This window comes from Azohydromonas australica DSM 1124 (assembly GCF_000430725.1).
Lineage (GTDB): Bacteria > Pseudomonadota > Gammaproteobacteria > Burkholderiales > Burkholderiaceae_C > Azohydromonas > Azohydromonas australica.
This window is the reverse complement of the sequence record NZ_AUMO01000091.1, coordinates 16,195-30,748: the sequence shown is the minus strand read 5'-3', so window position 1 is coordinate 30,748 and position 14,554 is coordinate 16,195. Positions and strand designations below refer to the sequence as shown.

Below are 14,554 nucleotides of genomic sequence, written 5' to 3'. Positions count from 1 at the left end.
GGGAACAGCTCGGTGAGCGCGATGGGGTCCATGATCGCGCCGGAGAGGATGTGCGCCCCGGGCTCGGAGCCCTTTTCCAGCACCACCACCGACACCTCGGCATCCGCCGCGGCGGCGAGCTGCTTGAGCCGGATGGCGGTGGTTAGCCCTGCGGGGCCAGCGCCGACGATCACCACGTCGTAGTCCATGGACTCGCGCGGACCGTACTGTTCTAGCAACGCTTGCGCGCTCATGTCATGTCCCGTCCATGATTGCTTACAAGGCCTGCACCAGCGCCGGCACCGCCTCGAACACGTCGGCCTCCAGGCTGTAGTCGGCCACCGAGAAGATGGGCGCCTCCGGATCCTTGTTGATCGCCACGATCACCTTGGAGTCCTTCATGCCAGCCAGGTGCTGGATCGCGCCGCTGATGCCACAGGCGATGTAGAGCTGCGGAGCAACGATCTTGCCCGTCTGGCCCACCTGCCAGTCGTTGGGCGCGTAGCCCGCGTCCACCGCGGCGCGCGAGGCGCCCAGCGCCGCACCCAGCTTGTCGGCCAGCGGCGTGAGCACTTCGGTGAACTTCTCGGCCGAGCCCAGCGCCCGGCCGCCCGACACGATGGTCTTCGCGGCGGTCAGCTCGGGGCGGTCGCTCTTGGTCAGCTCGCGGCCGACGAAGGCGCTCTTGCCGCTGTCGGCCACCGCGGCCAAGCTTTCAACGGCAGCGCTGCCGCCGGTGGCGGGCGCGGCGTCGAAGCCCGTGGTGCGCACGGTGACCACCTTCACCGCGTCGGCGCTCTGCACCGTGGCAATGGCGTTGCCGGCGTAGATCGGGCGCTCGAAGGTGTCGGCCGACAGCACCTTGGTGACGTCGCTGAGCTGCGCCACGTCGAGCTTGGCCGCCACGCGCGGGGCGGCGTTGCGGCCGTTGGCCGTCGCAGGGAAGAGGAGGTGGCTGTAGGCGCCTGCCACGGCGAGCACCTGCGCCGCCACGTTCTCCGCGAGTTGATTGCCCAGCGCGGGCGCGTCGGCGTGCAGCACCTTGGCCACGCCCTGCACCTGCGCAGCGGCCTGGGCTGCTGAGCCGGCGTTCTCGCCGGCCACCAGCACGTGCACCTCGCCGCCGCAAGCGGGCGCGGCGGTGATGGTGTTGAGGGTCGCGCCTTTGAGGTTCGCGTTGTCGTGTTCGGCAATGACGAGTGCGGCCATGTCAGATCACCTTGGCTTCGTTCTTGAGCTTGTCCACCAGCGTGGCCACGTCGGGCACCTTCACGCCCGCGCCGCGCTTGGGCGGCTCCTCGACCTTCACGGTCTTGATGCGCGGCGCCACGTCCACGCCCAGGTCCGCCGGCTTGATGGTCTCCATCGGCTTCTTCTTGGCCTTCATGATGTTGGGCAGCGTCACGTAGCGCGGCTCGTTCAAGCGCAGGTCGGTCGTGACGACCGCCGGCAGCGTGACTTCCACGGTTTCGAGACCGCCGTCCACCTCGCGCGTCACCCTGGCCTTGCCCTCGGCGACCTCGACCTTGGAGGCGAAGGTGGCCTGCGGCAGGTCAGCGAGTGCCGCCAGCATCTGGCCGGTCTGGTTGTTGTCGTCATCGATGGCCTGCTTGCCCAGGATCACCAGCCCGGGCTGTTCCTTGTCGACGAGGGCCTTGAGGATCTTGGCCACGGCCAGCGGCTGCAGCTCGAACGCTGCATCGCTGGGCGTCTCGACCAGGATGGCGCGGTCCGCGCCGATGGCCAGGGCGGTGCGCAGCGTTTCCTGGCATTGCGTGACGCCGCAGGAGACCGCGATGATCTCGGTGGCGACGCCCTTCTCCTTGAGCCGCACGGCCTCCTCGACGGCGATCTCGTCGAAGGGGTTCATGCTCATCTTCACGCCGGCGAGGTCCATGCCCGAGCCGTCGCTCTTCACGCGGACCTTCACGTTGTAGTCCACCACCCGCTTCACGGGCACGAGGATCTTCATGGCTGTCTCCTTGTCCTTCAGAACGCCGCGATGCCGGTCTGGGCCCGGCCCAGGATCAGCGCGTGGATGTCGTGCGTGCCCTCGTAGGTGTTGACCACCTCCAGGTTCACCAGGTGGCGGGCGATGCCGTACTCGTCGCTGATGCCGTTGCCGCCCAGCATGTCGCGCGCCATGCGTGCGATGTCCAGCGCCTTGCCGCAGCTGTTGCGCTTCATGATCGAAGTGATCTCCACCGCGTCGGTGCCTTCGTCCTTCATGCGGCCCAGCCGCAGGCAGCCCTGCAGACCGAGCGTGATCTCGGTCTGCATGTCGGCCAGCTTCTTCTGGACCAGCTGATTGGCCGCCAGCGGCTTGCCGAACTGTTTCCGGTCCAGCACGTACTGGCGCGCGCGGTGCCAGCAGTCCTCGGCGGCACCCAGCGCGCCCCAAGCGATGCCGTAGCGCGCGGAGTTCAGGCAGGTGAAGGGTCCCTTGAGGCCGCGCACTTCCGGAAAGGCATTCTCTTCCGGGCAGAACACCTGGTCCATCACCACCTGCCCGGTGATGGAAGCGCGCAGCCCCACCTTGCCGTGGATCGCCGGGGCGGACAGGCCCTTGGAGCCCTTGTCCAGCACGAAGCCGCGGATCTTGCCCTCGTCGTCCTTGGCCCAGATGACGAAGACGTCGGCAATCGGGCTGTTGGAGATCCAGGTCTTGGTACCGGTGAGCTCGTAGCCGCCGGCCACCTTGCGGGCGCGCGTGATCATGCTGCCGGGGTCGGAGCCGTGGTCGGGTTCGGTCAGGCCGAAGCAGCCGATCCACTCGCCAGTGGCCAGCCTGGGCAGGTACTTCAGCCGGGTCGCCTCGTTGCCGAACTGGTAGATCGGCACCATCACCAGCGAGCTCTGCACGCTCATCATCGAGCGGTAGCCCGAGTCCACGCGCTCGACCTCGCGCGCGATCAGGCCGTAGGCCACGTAGTTCAGGCCCGGGCCGCCGTACTGCTCGGGGATGGTGGGGCCGAGCAAGCCCATCTCTCCCATCTCGCGAAAGATGGCCGGATCGGTGTGCTCGCTGCGGAAGGCCTCCAGCACGCGCGGCGCCAGGCGGCCCTGGCAGTAGTCGCGTGCGGCTTCGCGCACGGCGCGCTCGTCGGCCTCAAGCTGCTGTTCCAGCAGCAGCGGATCGTCCCATTGGAAAGGGCTGGACATCATCGTCTCCTTGGGAATTCAGGCCTGGGCTGCCTGCAGCGCCTCGCGCTGCGACAGTGCGGCGAAGCGCTGCAGGTGGGTGTCGGTGTCGCCCATGCTGGTCTCGATGGCCAGCAGGCGCTTGAACCAGTGGCTGAGCACGAGCTCGTCCGTCATGCCCATGCCGCCGTGCAGCTGCACCGCCTGCTGGCTGATGAAGCGGCAGGCCTGGCCCACGACCACCTTGGCCGCGGACAGCGCCTGGCGACGGGACTGGTCGTCGGGGTCGGTGCAGCGCATCGCCGCCAGGTAGGTCATCGAGCGCGCCTGCTCCAGGTGCAGCAGCATGTCCGCGGCACGGTGCTGCAGCGCCTGGAAGCGGCCGATGGGCTGGCCGAACTGCTGGCGCGTGCGCAGGTACTCGGCGGTGGCATCCACGGTGGCCTGCAGCAGCCCCAGCGCCTCGGCGCACAGCGCCGCCAGCCCGATGTCGAGCGCGCGCTCGATGGCCGGCAGCGCCTGCCCGGGCGTGCCCAGCGCCGCCTGCGCCGGCACGAAGCAGCCGCGCAGCTCGACCTCGGCGGCGCGGCGGCCGTCGATGGTGGCGTACTCACGCAGGCTCAGCCCTGCCGTCCCGCGCGGCACGCGCAGCAGCAGTACGCCGTCCGCGTCCTCGGGCGCACCCGACAGGCGGGCCGACACCAGCAGCTCGTCGGCTGCGGCGGCGTCGATGACCACGGCCTTGCGGCCGTCGAGCACGTAGCCGTCGCCTTCCACCGCCGCACGCGTGTGCACCGGGCCGGCCATGCCGCGTGCCGGCGCCTCGTGGTGTGCCAGCACGACGATGCGCTCGCCCGCGGCCAGCGCGGGCAGCAGCTCGTCGCGGGCCGCCGCGTCGCCGAAGTCGCGCACCAGCGCGGTGGCGATCACGGCGCTGGAGAGCAAGGGCTCGCACGGCAGCGCCGGCGCGCTGGCCTGCATGGCGAGCATCGTCTCCACGGGGCCGAAGCCCAGGCCGCCCTGCGCCTCCGGCACGTTGATGGCCAGCACGCCGAGATCGGCCAGGCTGTTCCAAGCCTGCCGGCTGTAGCCGTCGGCGCTGGCCGCGATGGCGCGGCGCTTGTCGAAGCCGTAATCGTTGCGCACGAAGCGCTCGATGGTGTCCTGCAGCTGCCGCTGCTCTTGGCTGAAATTGAAGTCCATGGCAGGTCCTTAGAGGCCGAGGATGGTCTGGGCGACGATGTTTTTCTGGATCTCGTTGGAGCCGCCGTAGATGGACAGCTTGCGCAGGTTGCAGTACGCCGCCGCCAGCGGCAGCGCGTGGGCCGGGCCGGGCGGCTCGACGTCCTGGCCTTCCAGCGCCTCGGGCAGGAAGGGCAGGGCATAGGGCCCCACGGCCTGCACCAGCAACTCCGAGATCTGCTGCTGGATCTCGGTGCCCTTGACCTTGAGGATCGAGGCCTCGGGTCCCGGCGCGCGCCGCTCGCTCTCGGCCGAGAGCACGCGCAGGTTCGTGACCTCCAGCGCCATGAGGTCGATCTCCACCTGCGCCACGCGCGCGGAGAACAGTGGGTCTTCGAGCAGCGGGCGGCCGTTCTTGCGCTCGCGCGCGGCCACGGCCTTGAGCCGCGCCAGCTCGCGCTTGGCGATGCCGATGCCGGCGATGTTGGTGCGCTCGTGGCCAAGCAGGAACTTCGCGTAGGTCCAGCCCGCGTTCTCCTCGCCCACCAGGTTCTCGGCGGGCACGCGCACGTTCTCGAACCAGACCTCGTTCACCTCGTGGGCGCCATCGAGCGTGACGATGGGCCGCACGGTGATGCCCGGGCTCTTCATGTCGATGAGCAGGAAACTGATGCCGCGCTGCGCCTTGGCCGCGGGGTCGGTGCGCACCAGGCAGAAGATCCAGTCGGCATGCTGCGCCAGCGTGGTCCAGGTCTTCTGGCCGTTGACGATGTAGTGCTCGCCCTGCGCATCGGCGCCGCGCACCGCGCGGGTCTTGAGCGAGGCCAGGTCCGAGCCCGAGCCGGGCTCGGAGTAGCCCTGGCACCACCAGTCGAGACCGGCCTGGATGCGGGGCAGGAAGCGCTGCTGCTGCGCCGGCGAGCCGAAGGCCATGATCACCGGCGCCACCATCTTGATGCCGAAGGGGATCAGCCGTGGCGCGCCCGCGGCGGCGCACTCCTCGTCAAAGATGTACTGCTGCGCCGCGCTCCAGCCGGGGCCGCCGAACTCGCGCGGCCAGCCCGGCGTGCTCCAGCCGCGCCCGTGCAGCGTGCGCTGCCACAGCAGGTGGTCGTCGCGCGTGAGGTGCACGCCGTTCCTGACCTTGTCGCGAATGGCTGCGGGCAGCGACTCGCGCAGGAAGCCTCGCACCTCCTCGCGGAAGGCTTGGTCCTCGGGGCTGAAGTTCAGATCCATGGGGTCTCCGGTCTGTTTAGTTCCGCTGTGCAAAACTGAATTCTGCAAAACAGCACAACCGCATTGTTGATGTGTGGCCCGACCCTGTCAACTTCTCCATGGCGGAACTGGGTCGATTCCCGACCGCGTGGTGCCGACCGTCCTGCAGTTTTGTGTTCCACTAACAGCACCAGAACTACAGAGTCACGTCATGGACAGGCCCGCCAACATCCAGGCCGAGCCGGAGGCCGAAGGCAGCGAATCCGGTGCCAAGGAAGACCGCCACTTCGTCACCGCGCTGGCGCGCGGCCTGGAGGTGCTCGCGTGCTTTCGCTCCGGTGACAGGACGCTGGGCAACCAGGAGATCGCGCAGCGCTGCGGCCTGCCCAAGTCCACCGTCTCGCGGCTGACCTACACGCTGACCAAGCTGGGCTACCTGATCCAGCTGGAGGACAGCGGCAAGTACCGGCTGGGCACCGCCACGCTGTCGCTGGGGAGCGCGATGCTGGCGAAGCTGGACGTGCGCACGGTGGCGCGTCCGCTGATGCAGGAGCTGGCGGACTTCTCCCGCGCCATGGTGTCGCTGGGCGCGCGCGACCGCATGTCGATGATCTACGTCGAGAACTGCCGCTCCTCCTCGGCGCTGACGCTGAGCCTGGACATCGGCTCGCGCATCCCGGTGGCGGCCACCGCCATCGGCCGCGCCTGGCTGGCGGCCATTCCCGAGCGCGAGCGCGTGGAGTTCATGGAGCGCGTGCGCGAGTTCGACGAGACGGCCTGGCCCGAGACGGAGCGCGGCATCCGCAAGGCGCTGGAGGACTACCGCACCCTGGGCGTGACCTGCTCCTTCGGCGACTGGCAAAAGGACGTCAACGCCATCGCCCGGGCCTTCAACCCCGGTGGCGGCCTGCCGCCCATGGCCATCAACTGCGGCGCGCCGTCCTTCCTGCTGTCCAAGGAGTTCCTGCTGGAAGAGGTGCGCCCGCGCCTGATCGAGATGGTCAGCCGGCTCGAAGGCCTGCTGGCGCGCTGAGGCCGCTGTTCAGGCCCCCGTGAAGGCGGCATGCAGGCCGGCAGCGTCGCGAGGCGCATGGTGGTCTGCCTGCGTGCGCGTGGATGCGCTGCATGCCCAAGGGCCGGCCGCATCAGGCGCGCACCAGGCGCTCGCCGTCCATCCTGGGCACCACCTCCAGCACGCTTTCGCACGCCGCGTAGCCCAGCTCGGCCGTGTGCGCCTTCTGCACCATTCGTTGCCCCACACGGGCCTGCCACAGCGGGTGCCCGTTGCCGTGCGGCAGGCCGCGCGTGTGCGTGTAGAGCAGGGCCGCCGCTAGCGCCGAGTCGCTGAAGCGCTGCGGGCCCGGTGCTTCGCGCAGCAGGGACACCAGGCAGCCCGCGCCGTAGAAATCCTCCAGGTTGAAGCGCCCCGCGGAGCCGGCACACGCCAGCACCACGGTGCGCTCCGGATGCCTGTGCAACAGGTATTGCGCCACTGACGCGGCGTTGACCAGCGCGCCGGCCAGCACCTCGGCCGCGCCCCGGGCGCGCAGCAGCGCCACGGTGCCGTTGGTGGTGCTGTAGACCAGGCGCCGGCCGGCCAGCGGCTGCGCCAGCACCGCCAGCGGCGTGGCGGCCACGAAGCCCGGCAGGGTCTCGGCCATCCACTCCCCGGCGGCCACGCCGGGCGGCGCGTCCGGGCGCCGCAGCTCGGCCCGGGCCGCCTCGCCATCCGGCATGGGCAGCACCTCGGTGCAGCCGCCGTCCAGCGCCGCGGCCATGGTGGTGGTGGCAAACAGCACGTCCAGCACCACCACGACCTTGCCGGCCAGGCGCTGCGGGTCGATCTCTTCCTTGCGGGTGAGCACGTGGACTTTCATCGGGCATCGCCGGCAGGCTTGCGGCCGGTGTCCGCCACGGCGAACACGCCGGTGGCGCGCAGCACCAGGCGCTCGCCGGCGCTGACGAGGCAGTCGGCAAAGGCCAGCCGACCGCCCAGGCGCCGGAACTCCACCCGGGCTTCCAGCCACTCGCCCAGTTGTGCCGACGACAGGAAGTCGGTGTTGAGGTTCACCGTCACCAGCGGCCGGTTGTAGCGCGGGTGGCGCGACAGGTTGATGCCCAGCGCGCCGTCGGCCAGCGTGGTCAGCATGCCGCCATGCGCCACGCCGATGTGGTTGGCGTGCTGTGCCGCCACGCGCAGGCCGAGCACGCTGCGGTCGTCCTCGGTGCAGCGCCGGTACAGCGGGCCCAGCACGGAGAAGAAGGTGCCGGCACCGGCAAAGGGCTTGAAGCCGGCGGGAATGTCGAGGCAAGGGGCGTCCATGCGGCAGCACCGTCCGGGGTTGTAATGTCGGGACTATAGTCTGCATTGCAGAACTTGATTGCAATTTCGCAGCACCTTGTGCCGCATGCGCAAGCTCCTTGGAAAGCCCATTTTCATTCTGTGCGCTAGGAACTAGCGTTTACCCGCAATCGCTTTACAGCGCGATGAAGCGCCACTAGCATGGCATTCATTCGGAACGTTGTACTGCATTGCAGAACATCTAGTTCAAAATTGCTGTCGAGGACCCGCGCATGAACCTTTCCGCCTCCTGCGTCCGGCATGGCGCCGTCGCCGTCATCACGCTGGACAACCCGCCGGTCAACGGCATCAGCCATGCGCTGCGCAGCCGCGTGCTGGCCTTGCTGGACGAGGCGCTGGCCGACGCGCAGGTGCGTGCGGTCGTGCTCACGGGTGGCGAGAAACTGTTTTCGGCCGGCGCCGACGTGCGCGAGTTCGGCACGCCCAAGTCCGGCCAGCAGCCCAACCTGCCGGCGCTGATCGCGGCGCTGGAGTCCTCGTCCAAGCCGGTGGTGGCTGCCATTGCCGGCACCTGCCTGGGCGGCGGGCTGGAGCTGACGCTGGGCTGCCATTTCCGCATCGCCAAGGCCGACGCCTCTCTGGGCCTGCCCGAGGTCAAGCTCGGCCTGCTGCCCGGCGCCGGCGGCACGCAGCGCCTGCCGCGGGCCATCGGGCTGGAGACGGCACTGAACATGATCCTTTCCGGCGAGCCGCAGCCGGCGGCGCGCTTCGAAGGCAGTGGCCTGCTCGACGCGGTGGTGACGGAGGGCAACCTGGCGCAGGCTGCCGTCGCCTTTGCCGAGCAGGTAGTGGCCGAGGGCCGGCCACCGAAGCGCCTGCGCGACGTGAAGCTGGAGCAGGCCGGCTCGGACGCCTTCCTGCAGTTCGCCCGCACGCAGGTCAAGGCTGCGAATCGCTTCCTGCCCGCGCCGCTGAAGTGCGTGGACGCGGTGGCGGCCTGCGTCTCGCTGCCCTTTGACGACGGCCTGCGCTTCGAGCGCGAGCTGTTCCTGGGCCTGATGAACACGGCCGAGTCGCGCGCGCTGCGCCACGTGTTCGCGGCCGAGCGCGCCGCCTCGAAGGCGGACGTGCCGGCAAGCGCGCCGCTGCGCGAGGTGCGGCAGGTCGGCATCATCGGCGCGGGCACCATGGGCGGCGGCATTGCCATGGCCTTTGCCAACGCGGGCCTGCCGGTCGTGCTGCTGGAGGCCAGCCAGGCGGCCCTGGACAAGGGCTTCAACACCATCCGCGCCAACTACGAAGGCTCGCTGAAGAAGGGCAAGCTCACACAGGCCCAGTTCGAGCAGCGGCTGGCGCTGATCACGCCCACGCTGAGCTACGAGTCGCTGCGCGACGCCGATCTCGCCATCGAGGCGGTGTTCGAGAGCCTGGAGGTGAAGGAGCAGGTGTTCCGCACCCTCGACGAGGTGATGAAGCCGGGTGCGATCCTGGCGTCCAACACCTCGGCGCTGGACCTGGACGCCATCGCCCGCTTCACCCGACGTCCGCAGGACGTGATCGGGCTGCACTTCTTCAGCCCCGCCAACGTGATGCGGCTGCTGGAAGTGGTGCGCGGCGCCGCCACTGCGCCCGAGGTGCTGGCCACCGCCATGCAGCTTGCCAAGCGCATCAAGAAGGTCGCGGTGGTCTCGGGCGTGTGCGACGGTTTCATCGGCAACCGCATCCTGGCGCGCTACGGCGCCGCGGCCAACGACCTGCTCGATCGCGGCGCGCTGCCGCAGCAGGTGGACCGGGCGCTGGAGGACTTCGGCTTCGCGATGGGGCTGTTTCGCGTCGGCGACCTCGCGGGCCTGGACATCGGCTGGGCCGGCCGCAAGCGCCGTGCCGCCGCCAACCCGGGCCAGGATTTCAGCATCGTTGCCGACCGCGTCTGCGAGGCGGGACGCTTCGGGCAGAAGACCGGCGCGGGCTGGTATCGCTACGAGCCGGGCCGGCGCGACCCAATCCCCGATCCCGCGGTCACGCAGATCATCGAGCAGTGGCGCGCCGAGCGCGGCCATGCCACGCGAGCCATCGACGCGCAGGAGATCGTGGAGCGCTGCGTGTTCGCGATGGTCAACGAGGGCGCCCGCATCCTGGCCGAAGGCATCGCGCAGCGCGCCTCCGACATCGACGTGGTCTACCTCAACGGCTACGGCTTCCCCAAGCACCGCGGCGGCCCCATGAAATACGCCGACGAGGTGGGCCTGCCCTACGTCGTGCGCCGCTTGAAGGCCTTTGCCGCCGAAGCCGGCGCCGAAGCGGCGCTGTGGACGCCCGCGCCGCTGCTGCTGCAGCTCGCCGCCGAGGGCGGCAGCTTCAACTGAAGGCCGCTCACTGGCCCGAACAGGAATCTCGCACCATGACCGACGCCGTCATCGTCTCCACCGCCCGCACCGGCCTGGCCAAGAGCTGGAAGGGCGCCTTCAACATGACTTATGGCGCCACGCTGGGCGCGCATGCCGTGCGGCACGCGGTGGCGCGCGCGGGGGTGGACCCGGCCGCGATCGAGGACGTGGTGATGGGCGCCAGCTTCCTCGAAGGCACCACCGGCGGCAACGTCGCGCGCGCCATCGCGCTGCGCGCCGGGCTGCCCGTGACCACCGCAGGCATGAGCCTCAACCGCTTCTGCGGCTCGGGGCTGCAGGCCATCGCCATCGCGGCGCAGCGCGTGATGGCCGGCGAAGTGGAAGCCCTCGTCGCCGGCGGCGTGGAGAGCATCTCCTGCGTGCAGAACGAGGCCAACCAGCACATGCGCCGCGACCCCTGGCTGCTGCAGCACAAGCCCGAGCTGTACTGGAGCATGCTGCAGACGGCCGAGCAGGTGGCGCGCCGCTACGGCATCGACCGCGAGGCGCAGGACGCCTACGGCGTGCGCAGCCAGCAGCGCGCCGCCGTGGCGCAGGCGGCCGGGCGCTTCGAGGCCGAGATCGTGCCCATGACCACGACCATGGGCGTGGTGGACAAGGCCAGCGGCCGCATCACGACCCGCGAGGTCACGATTGCCGCCGACGAGGGCATCCGCGCCGACACCACGCTGGAGGCCGTGAGCCGCCTGCGCTCCGCGCTGCCCGGCGGCGTGGTGACGGCGGGCAACGCCAGCCAGTTCTCCGACGGGGCCTCCGCCTGCGTCGTGATGAGCGCCCGGCGCGCCGAACAGTTGGGCCTGCAGCCGCTGGGCGTCTTCCGCGGCTTCGCGGTGGCGGGCTGCGAGCCCGACGAGATGGGCATCGGCCCGGTGTTCGCGGTGCCCAAGCTGCTGCAGCGTGCCGGCCTCAAGACCGGGGACATCGGGCTGTGGGAGCTCAACGAGGCCTTCGCCTGCCAGGTGCTGTATTGCCGCGACCGGCTGGGCATCCCGGACGAACTGCTCAACGTCAATGGCGGCGCGATCGCCGTCGGCCATCCCTACGGCGTGAGCGGGTCCCGGCTGACCGGGCACGCGCTCATCGAGGGCAAGCGCCGCGGCGCCAGGTACGTCGTGGTGACGATGTGCATCGGCGGCGGCCAGGGCGCGGCCGGGCTGTTCGAGGTCTGCTGATCACCGCAGCCCTCACTCCCCGGCGGAACACCCGCCGGGCAGGCAAGCAACGACACAGGAGACATTGATGGGCGTGATGGACCTGTTCCGGCTCGACGGCCGGGTGGCGCTGGTCACGGGCGGCTCGCGCGGGCTGGGGCTGCAGATGGCCCGGGCGCTGGGCGAAGCGGGCTGCAAGGTGGCGATCAGCGCGCGCAAGGAAGGCGAGCTGGCCGAGGCCCGGGCGGTGCTGGAAGGCGAGGGCATCGAGGTGCTCGCCATCGTCAACGACCTGCAGCAGTTCGAGCGCATCCCGGCCCTGGTCGACGCGGTGGTGCAGCGCTTCGGCGACATCGACATCCTCGTCAACAACGCCGGCGCCACCTGGGGCGCGCCGGCCGAGGACTACCCGGACGAGGCATGGCACAAGGTGATGAACCTCAACGTGAACGCGCCGTTCTTCCTGGCGCGCGAGGTGGGGCGGCGCTGCATGATCCCGCGCGGGCGCGGCAAGATCGTCAACATCGCCTCGGTGGCGGGCCTCAAGGGCATGGCGCCGGGCGTGCACACCATCGCCTACAACACCTCCAAGGCCGCGGCGATCAACTTCACCCGCGCGCTGGCCTCGGAGTGGGGCCGCCACGGCATCAACGTCAACGCGATCTGCCCCGGCTTCTTCCCCTCGAAGATGTCGGCCGGCCTGCTGGAGAGCGTCGGCGAGCAGGTGGTCGCCCGCGCGCCGCTGCGGCGCCTGGGCGGCGACGAGGACCTGATGGGCGCCGTGGTGTTCCTCGCCAGCGAGGCCTCGCGCCACATCACCGGCCAGTACCTGGCGGTGGACGGCGGCACCTCGGCGCTGTGAGGAACGCCATGAGCGACGCGCAGGCGCAATTCAGCGGCACCCGGGCGGTGGCACCGCAGCATGCCTTCGACGTCGGTGCGCTGCAGGCCTGGATGCGCAGCCATGTGCCGGGTTTCGAGGGCGCGCTGGAGGTCGAGCAGTTCAAGGGCGGCCAGTCCAATCCCACCTTCAGGCTCACGGCGGGCGAGCGGCGCTTCGTGATGCGGCGCAAGCCCGCCGGGCAGCTGCTGCCTTCGGCGCATGCGGTGGAGCGCGAGTTCCGCGTCATGCGGGCGCTGGCCGATACCGGCGTGCCGGTGCCGCGCGTGCATGCGCTGTGCGAGGACGCGGCGGTGATCGGCTCGGCCTTCTACGTGATGGACTGCGTCGAAGGGCGCATCCTGTGGGACCCGGCGCTGCCGGGCATGGCGCCGGCCGAGCGCGCGGCCCACTACGAGGAGATGAACCGCGTCATCGCCGCGCTGCATGGCGTGGACCCGGCCACGGTGGGCCTGTCGGACTACGGCCGGCCGGGCCACTACATCGAGCGCCAGGTGGCGCGCTGGACGCGGCAGTACCGCGCGGCCGAGACCGAACCCATTGCCGCGGCCAACGCGCTGATCGACTGGTTGCCCCGGCACCTGCCGGCGGCCGTGCCGGCGCGCATCGTGCATGGCGACTTCCGGCTCGACAACGTGGTGTTCCACCCCACGCAGCCGCGCATCCTGGCCGTGCTCGACTGGGAGCTCTCCACGCTGGGCGACCCGCTGGCCGACTTCGCCTACCACTGCATGCGCTGGCGGCTGCCGGCACCCGGCGGCCTGGCCGGTGCCGATGTGCAGGCGCTGGGCATCCCACCGGAGGCCGAGTACCTGCGCCGCTACCTGGAGCGCATGGGCGGCGCGGCGCTGGACGACGACTGCTGGAGCTACTACCTCGTGTTCAACATGTTCCGCCTGGTCGGCATCCTGCAAGGGGTGGCCCACCGTGCGCTGCAGGGCAATGCCTCCAGCGCCCAGGCGGTGGAAACGGGCAAGCGCGCCCGCCCGCTGGCCGAGCAGGCCTGGGCGCTGGCGCAGACGATCCGCTAGGGAGACAAGGCATGGATTTCGAGTTTTCGCCCAAGGTCCAGGAGCTGCTGGCGCGGCTGTCGGCCTTCATGGACGCGCATGTCTACCCGGCCGAGGCGCGCTTCGAGCGCGAAATGCAGGCCCATCGCGACGCCGGCAACCCCTGGCAGCCCGCGCCGGTGATGGAGGAGCTCAAGGCCAAGGCGCGCGAGGCCGGGCTGTGGAACCTGTTCCTGCCCGAGTCGAAGTACGGCGCGGGCCTCACGAACCTGGAATACGCGCCGCTGTGCGAGATCATGGGCCGCTCGCCCATCGGCAGCGAGCCCTTCAACTGCTCGGCGCCTGACACCGGCAACATGGAGACGCTGGTGCGCTACGGCACGGCCGAGCAACAGGAGCGCTGGCTGCTGCCGCTGCTCGATGGCCGCATCCGCTCCGGCTTCGCGATGACGGAGCCCGACGTCGCCTCTTCCGACGCCACCAACATCGAGGCGCGGATCGAGCGTGACGGCGACGACTACGTCATCAACGGCCGCAAGTGGTGGACCTCGGGCGCCAACGACCCGCGCTGCGAGATCCTGATCTTCATGGGCAAGAGCGCGCCCGATCATCCGGACCGCCACCAGCAGCAGTCGATGATCCTGGTGCCCATGGGCACGCCGGGCGTGAAGGTGCTGCGCCACCTGCCGGTGTTTGGCTACGACGACGCGCCGCACGGCCATGCCGAGGTGCTGTTCGAGAACGTGCGCGTGCCCGCGGCCAACATGCTGCTGGGCGAGGGCCGCGGCTTCGAGATCGCGCAAGGGCGGCTGGGCCCCGGGCGCATCCACCACTGCATGCGCGTCATCGGCCGCGCCGAGCGCGCGCTGGAGGCCATGTGCCGGCGCTCGCTGCAGCGAGCGGCCTTCGGGCGCACGCTCGCCGACCAGGGCGTCACGCGCGAGCGCATCGCGCAGTCGCGCATCCTCATCGACCAGGCGCGGCTGCTGGTGCTGCACGCGGCCTGGAAGATGGACACCGTGGGCAACAAGGCCGCGCGCCAGGAGATCGCGATGATCAAGGTCGCGGCCCCGTCCATGGCGCTGCAGGTGATCGACTGGGCGATGCAGCTGCACGGCGGCGGCGCCGTCAGCGACGACTTCGGCCTGGCCCGCGCCTGGGCCAGCACCCGCACGCTGCGCTTTGCCGACGGGCCCGACGAGGTGCACCGCAACGCCATCGCCAAGATGGAACTTGCCCGCCATCAGCGGCAGGAGCACTGAAGC

14 protein-coding genes are annotated in these 14,554 nt (G+C 70.2%); 6 read left to right on the top strand and 8 right to left on the bottom strand.

Going from position 1 to position 14,554, the window contains the following annotated elements:
• The 6 genes from H537_RS0115070 to H537_RS0115045 all read right to left on the bottom strand — a co-directional run.
• A partial coding sequence (locus tag H537_RS0115070; RefSeq protein ID WP_028998571.1) for an NAD(P)/FAD-dependent oxidoreductase occupies positions 1 to 233 on the bottom strand: 233 nt, incomplete at its 3' end.
• A gap of 22 nt (positions 234 to 255) precedes the next feature.
• Complete coding sequence (locus H537_RS0115065; RefSeq protein ID WP_028998570.1) at positions 256 to 1,188, bottom strand: electron transfer flavoprotein subunit alpha/FixB family protein; 933 nt, start codon at positions 1,186 to 1,188, stop codon at positions 256 to 258.
• A gap of 1 nt (position 1,189) precedes the next feature.
• Positions 1,190 to 1,951, bottom strand: coding sequence for an electron transfer flavoprotein subunit beta/FixA family protein (locus H537_RS0115060; protein ID WP_028998569.1), 762 nt, complete (start codon positions 1,949 to 1,951; stop codon positions 1,190 to 1,192).
• 17 nt (positions 1,952 to 1,968) lie between these two features.
• The gene (locus H537_RS0115055) at positions 1,969 to 3,141 is read right to left on the bottom strand and encodes an acyl-CoA dehydrogenase (protein WP_028998568.1); all 1,173 of its coding nucleotides are present in this window, start codon (positions 3,139 to 3,141) and stop codon (positions 1,969 to 1,971) included.
• An 18-nt stretch (positions 3,142 to 3,159) separates the two neighbouring features.
• Complete coding sequence (locus H537_RS0115050) at positions 3,160 to 4,323, bottom strand: acyl-CoA dehydrogenase family protein (protein WP_028998567.1); 1,164 nt, start codon at positions 4,321 to 4,323, stop codon at positions 3,160 to 3,162.
• A gap of 9 nt (positions 4,324 to 4,332) precedes the next feature.
• Positions 4,333 to 5,538, bottom strand: a complete 1,206-nt coding sequence (locus tag H537_RS0115045) for an acyl-CoA dehydrogenase family protein (protein WP_028998566.1) — start codon at positions 5,536 to 5,538, stop codon at positions 4,333 to 4,335.
• Between the two features lie 190 nt (positions 5,539 to 5,728).
• Here H537_RS0115045 and H537_RS0115040 point away from each other — a divergent pair, with 190 nt between their 5' ends.
• Positions 5,729 to 6,550: an IclR family transcriptional regulator gene (locus tag H537_RS0115040; RefSeq protein WP_051242676.1), complete on the top strand. Its 822-nt coding sequence runs from the start codon at positions 5,729 to 5,731 to the stop codon at positions 6,548 to 6,550.
• A gap of 112 nt (positions 6,551 to 6,662) precedes the next feature.
• On the opposite strand, the gene H537_RS43225 is transcribed toward H537_RS0115040, so the two are convergent.
• The gene (locus tag H537_RS43225; protein ID WP_043458885.1) at positions 6,663 to 7,394 is read right to left on the bottom strand and encodes a 2-phosphosulfolactate phosphatase; all 732 of its coding nucleotides are present in this window, start codon (positions 7,392 to 7,394) and stop codon (positions 6,663 to 6,665) included.
• The gene (locus tag H537_RS43220) at positions 7,391 to 7,840 is read right to left on the bottom strand and encodes a PaaI family thioesterase (RefSeq protein WP_051242673.1); all 450 of its coding nucleotides are present in this window, start codon (positions 7,838 to 7,840) and stop codon (positions 7,391 to 7,393) included. The genes H537_RS43225 and H537_RS43220 overlap by 4 nt, the downstream gene beginning before the upstream one ends.
• Before the next feature lie 251 nt (positions 7,841 to 8,091).
• Between H537_RS43220 and H537_RS0115025 the strand changes: the two genes are divergently transcribed.
• The 5 genes from H537_RS0115025 (at position 8,092) to H537_RS0115005 (ending at position 14,551) form a co-directional block, all read left to right on the top strand.
• Entirely contained in the window at positions 8,092 to 10,185 is a 2,094-nt protein-coding gene (locus tag H537_RS0115025; RefSeq protein ID WP_028998564.1) for a 3-hydroxyacyl-CoA dehydrogenase NAD-binding domain-containing protein, read from the top strand.
• 35 nt (positions 10,186 to 10,220) lie between these two features.
• Positions 10,221 to 11,399 (top strand): acetyl-CoA C-acyltransferase, encoded by a 1,179-nt coding sequence (locus H537_RS0115020; RefSeq protein WP_028998563.1) that lies wholly within the window; start codon positions 10,221 to 10,223, stop codon positions 11,397 to 11,399.
• Positions 11,400 to 11,466: 67 nt separating this feature from the next.
• Positions 11,467 to 12,240, top strand: coding sequence for an SDR family oxidoreductase (locus H537_RS0115015; RefSeq protein ID WP_028998562.1), 774 nt, complete (start codon positions 11,467 to 11,469; stop codon positions 12,238 to 12,240).
• Positions 12,241 to 12,248: 8 nt separating this feature from the next.
• Entirely contained in the window at positions 12,249 to 13,310 is a 1,062-nt protein-coding gene (locus H537_RS0115010; protein WP_028998561.1) for a phosphotransferase, read from the top strand.
• A gap of 11 nt (positions 13,311 to 13,321) precedes the next feature.
• A complete protein-coding gene (locus tag H537_RS0115005) occupies positions 13,322 to 14,551 on the top strand; it encodes an acyl-CoA dehydrogenase family protein (protein ID WP_028998560.1) in 1,230 nt (409 codons plus the stop codon).
• The last annotated feature ends 3 nt before the right edge of the window (positions 14,552 to 14,554 follow it).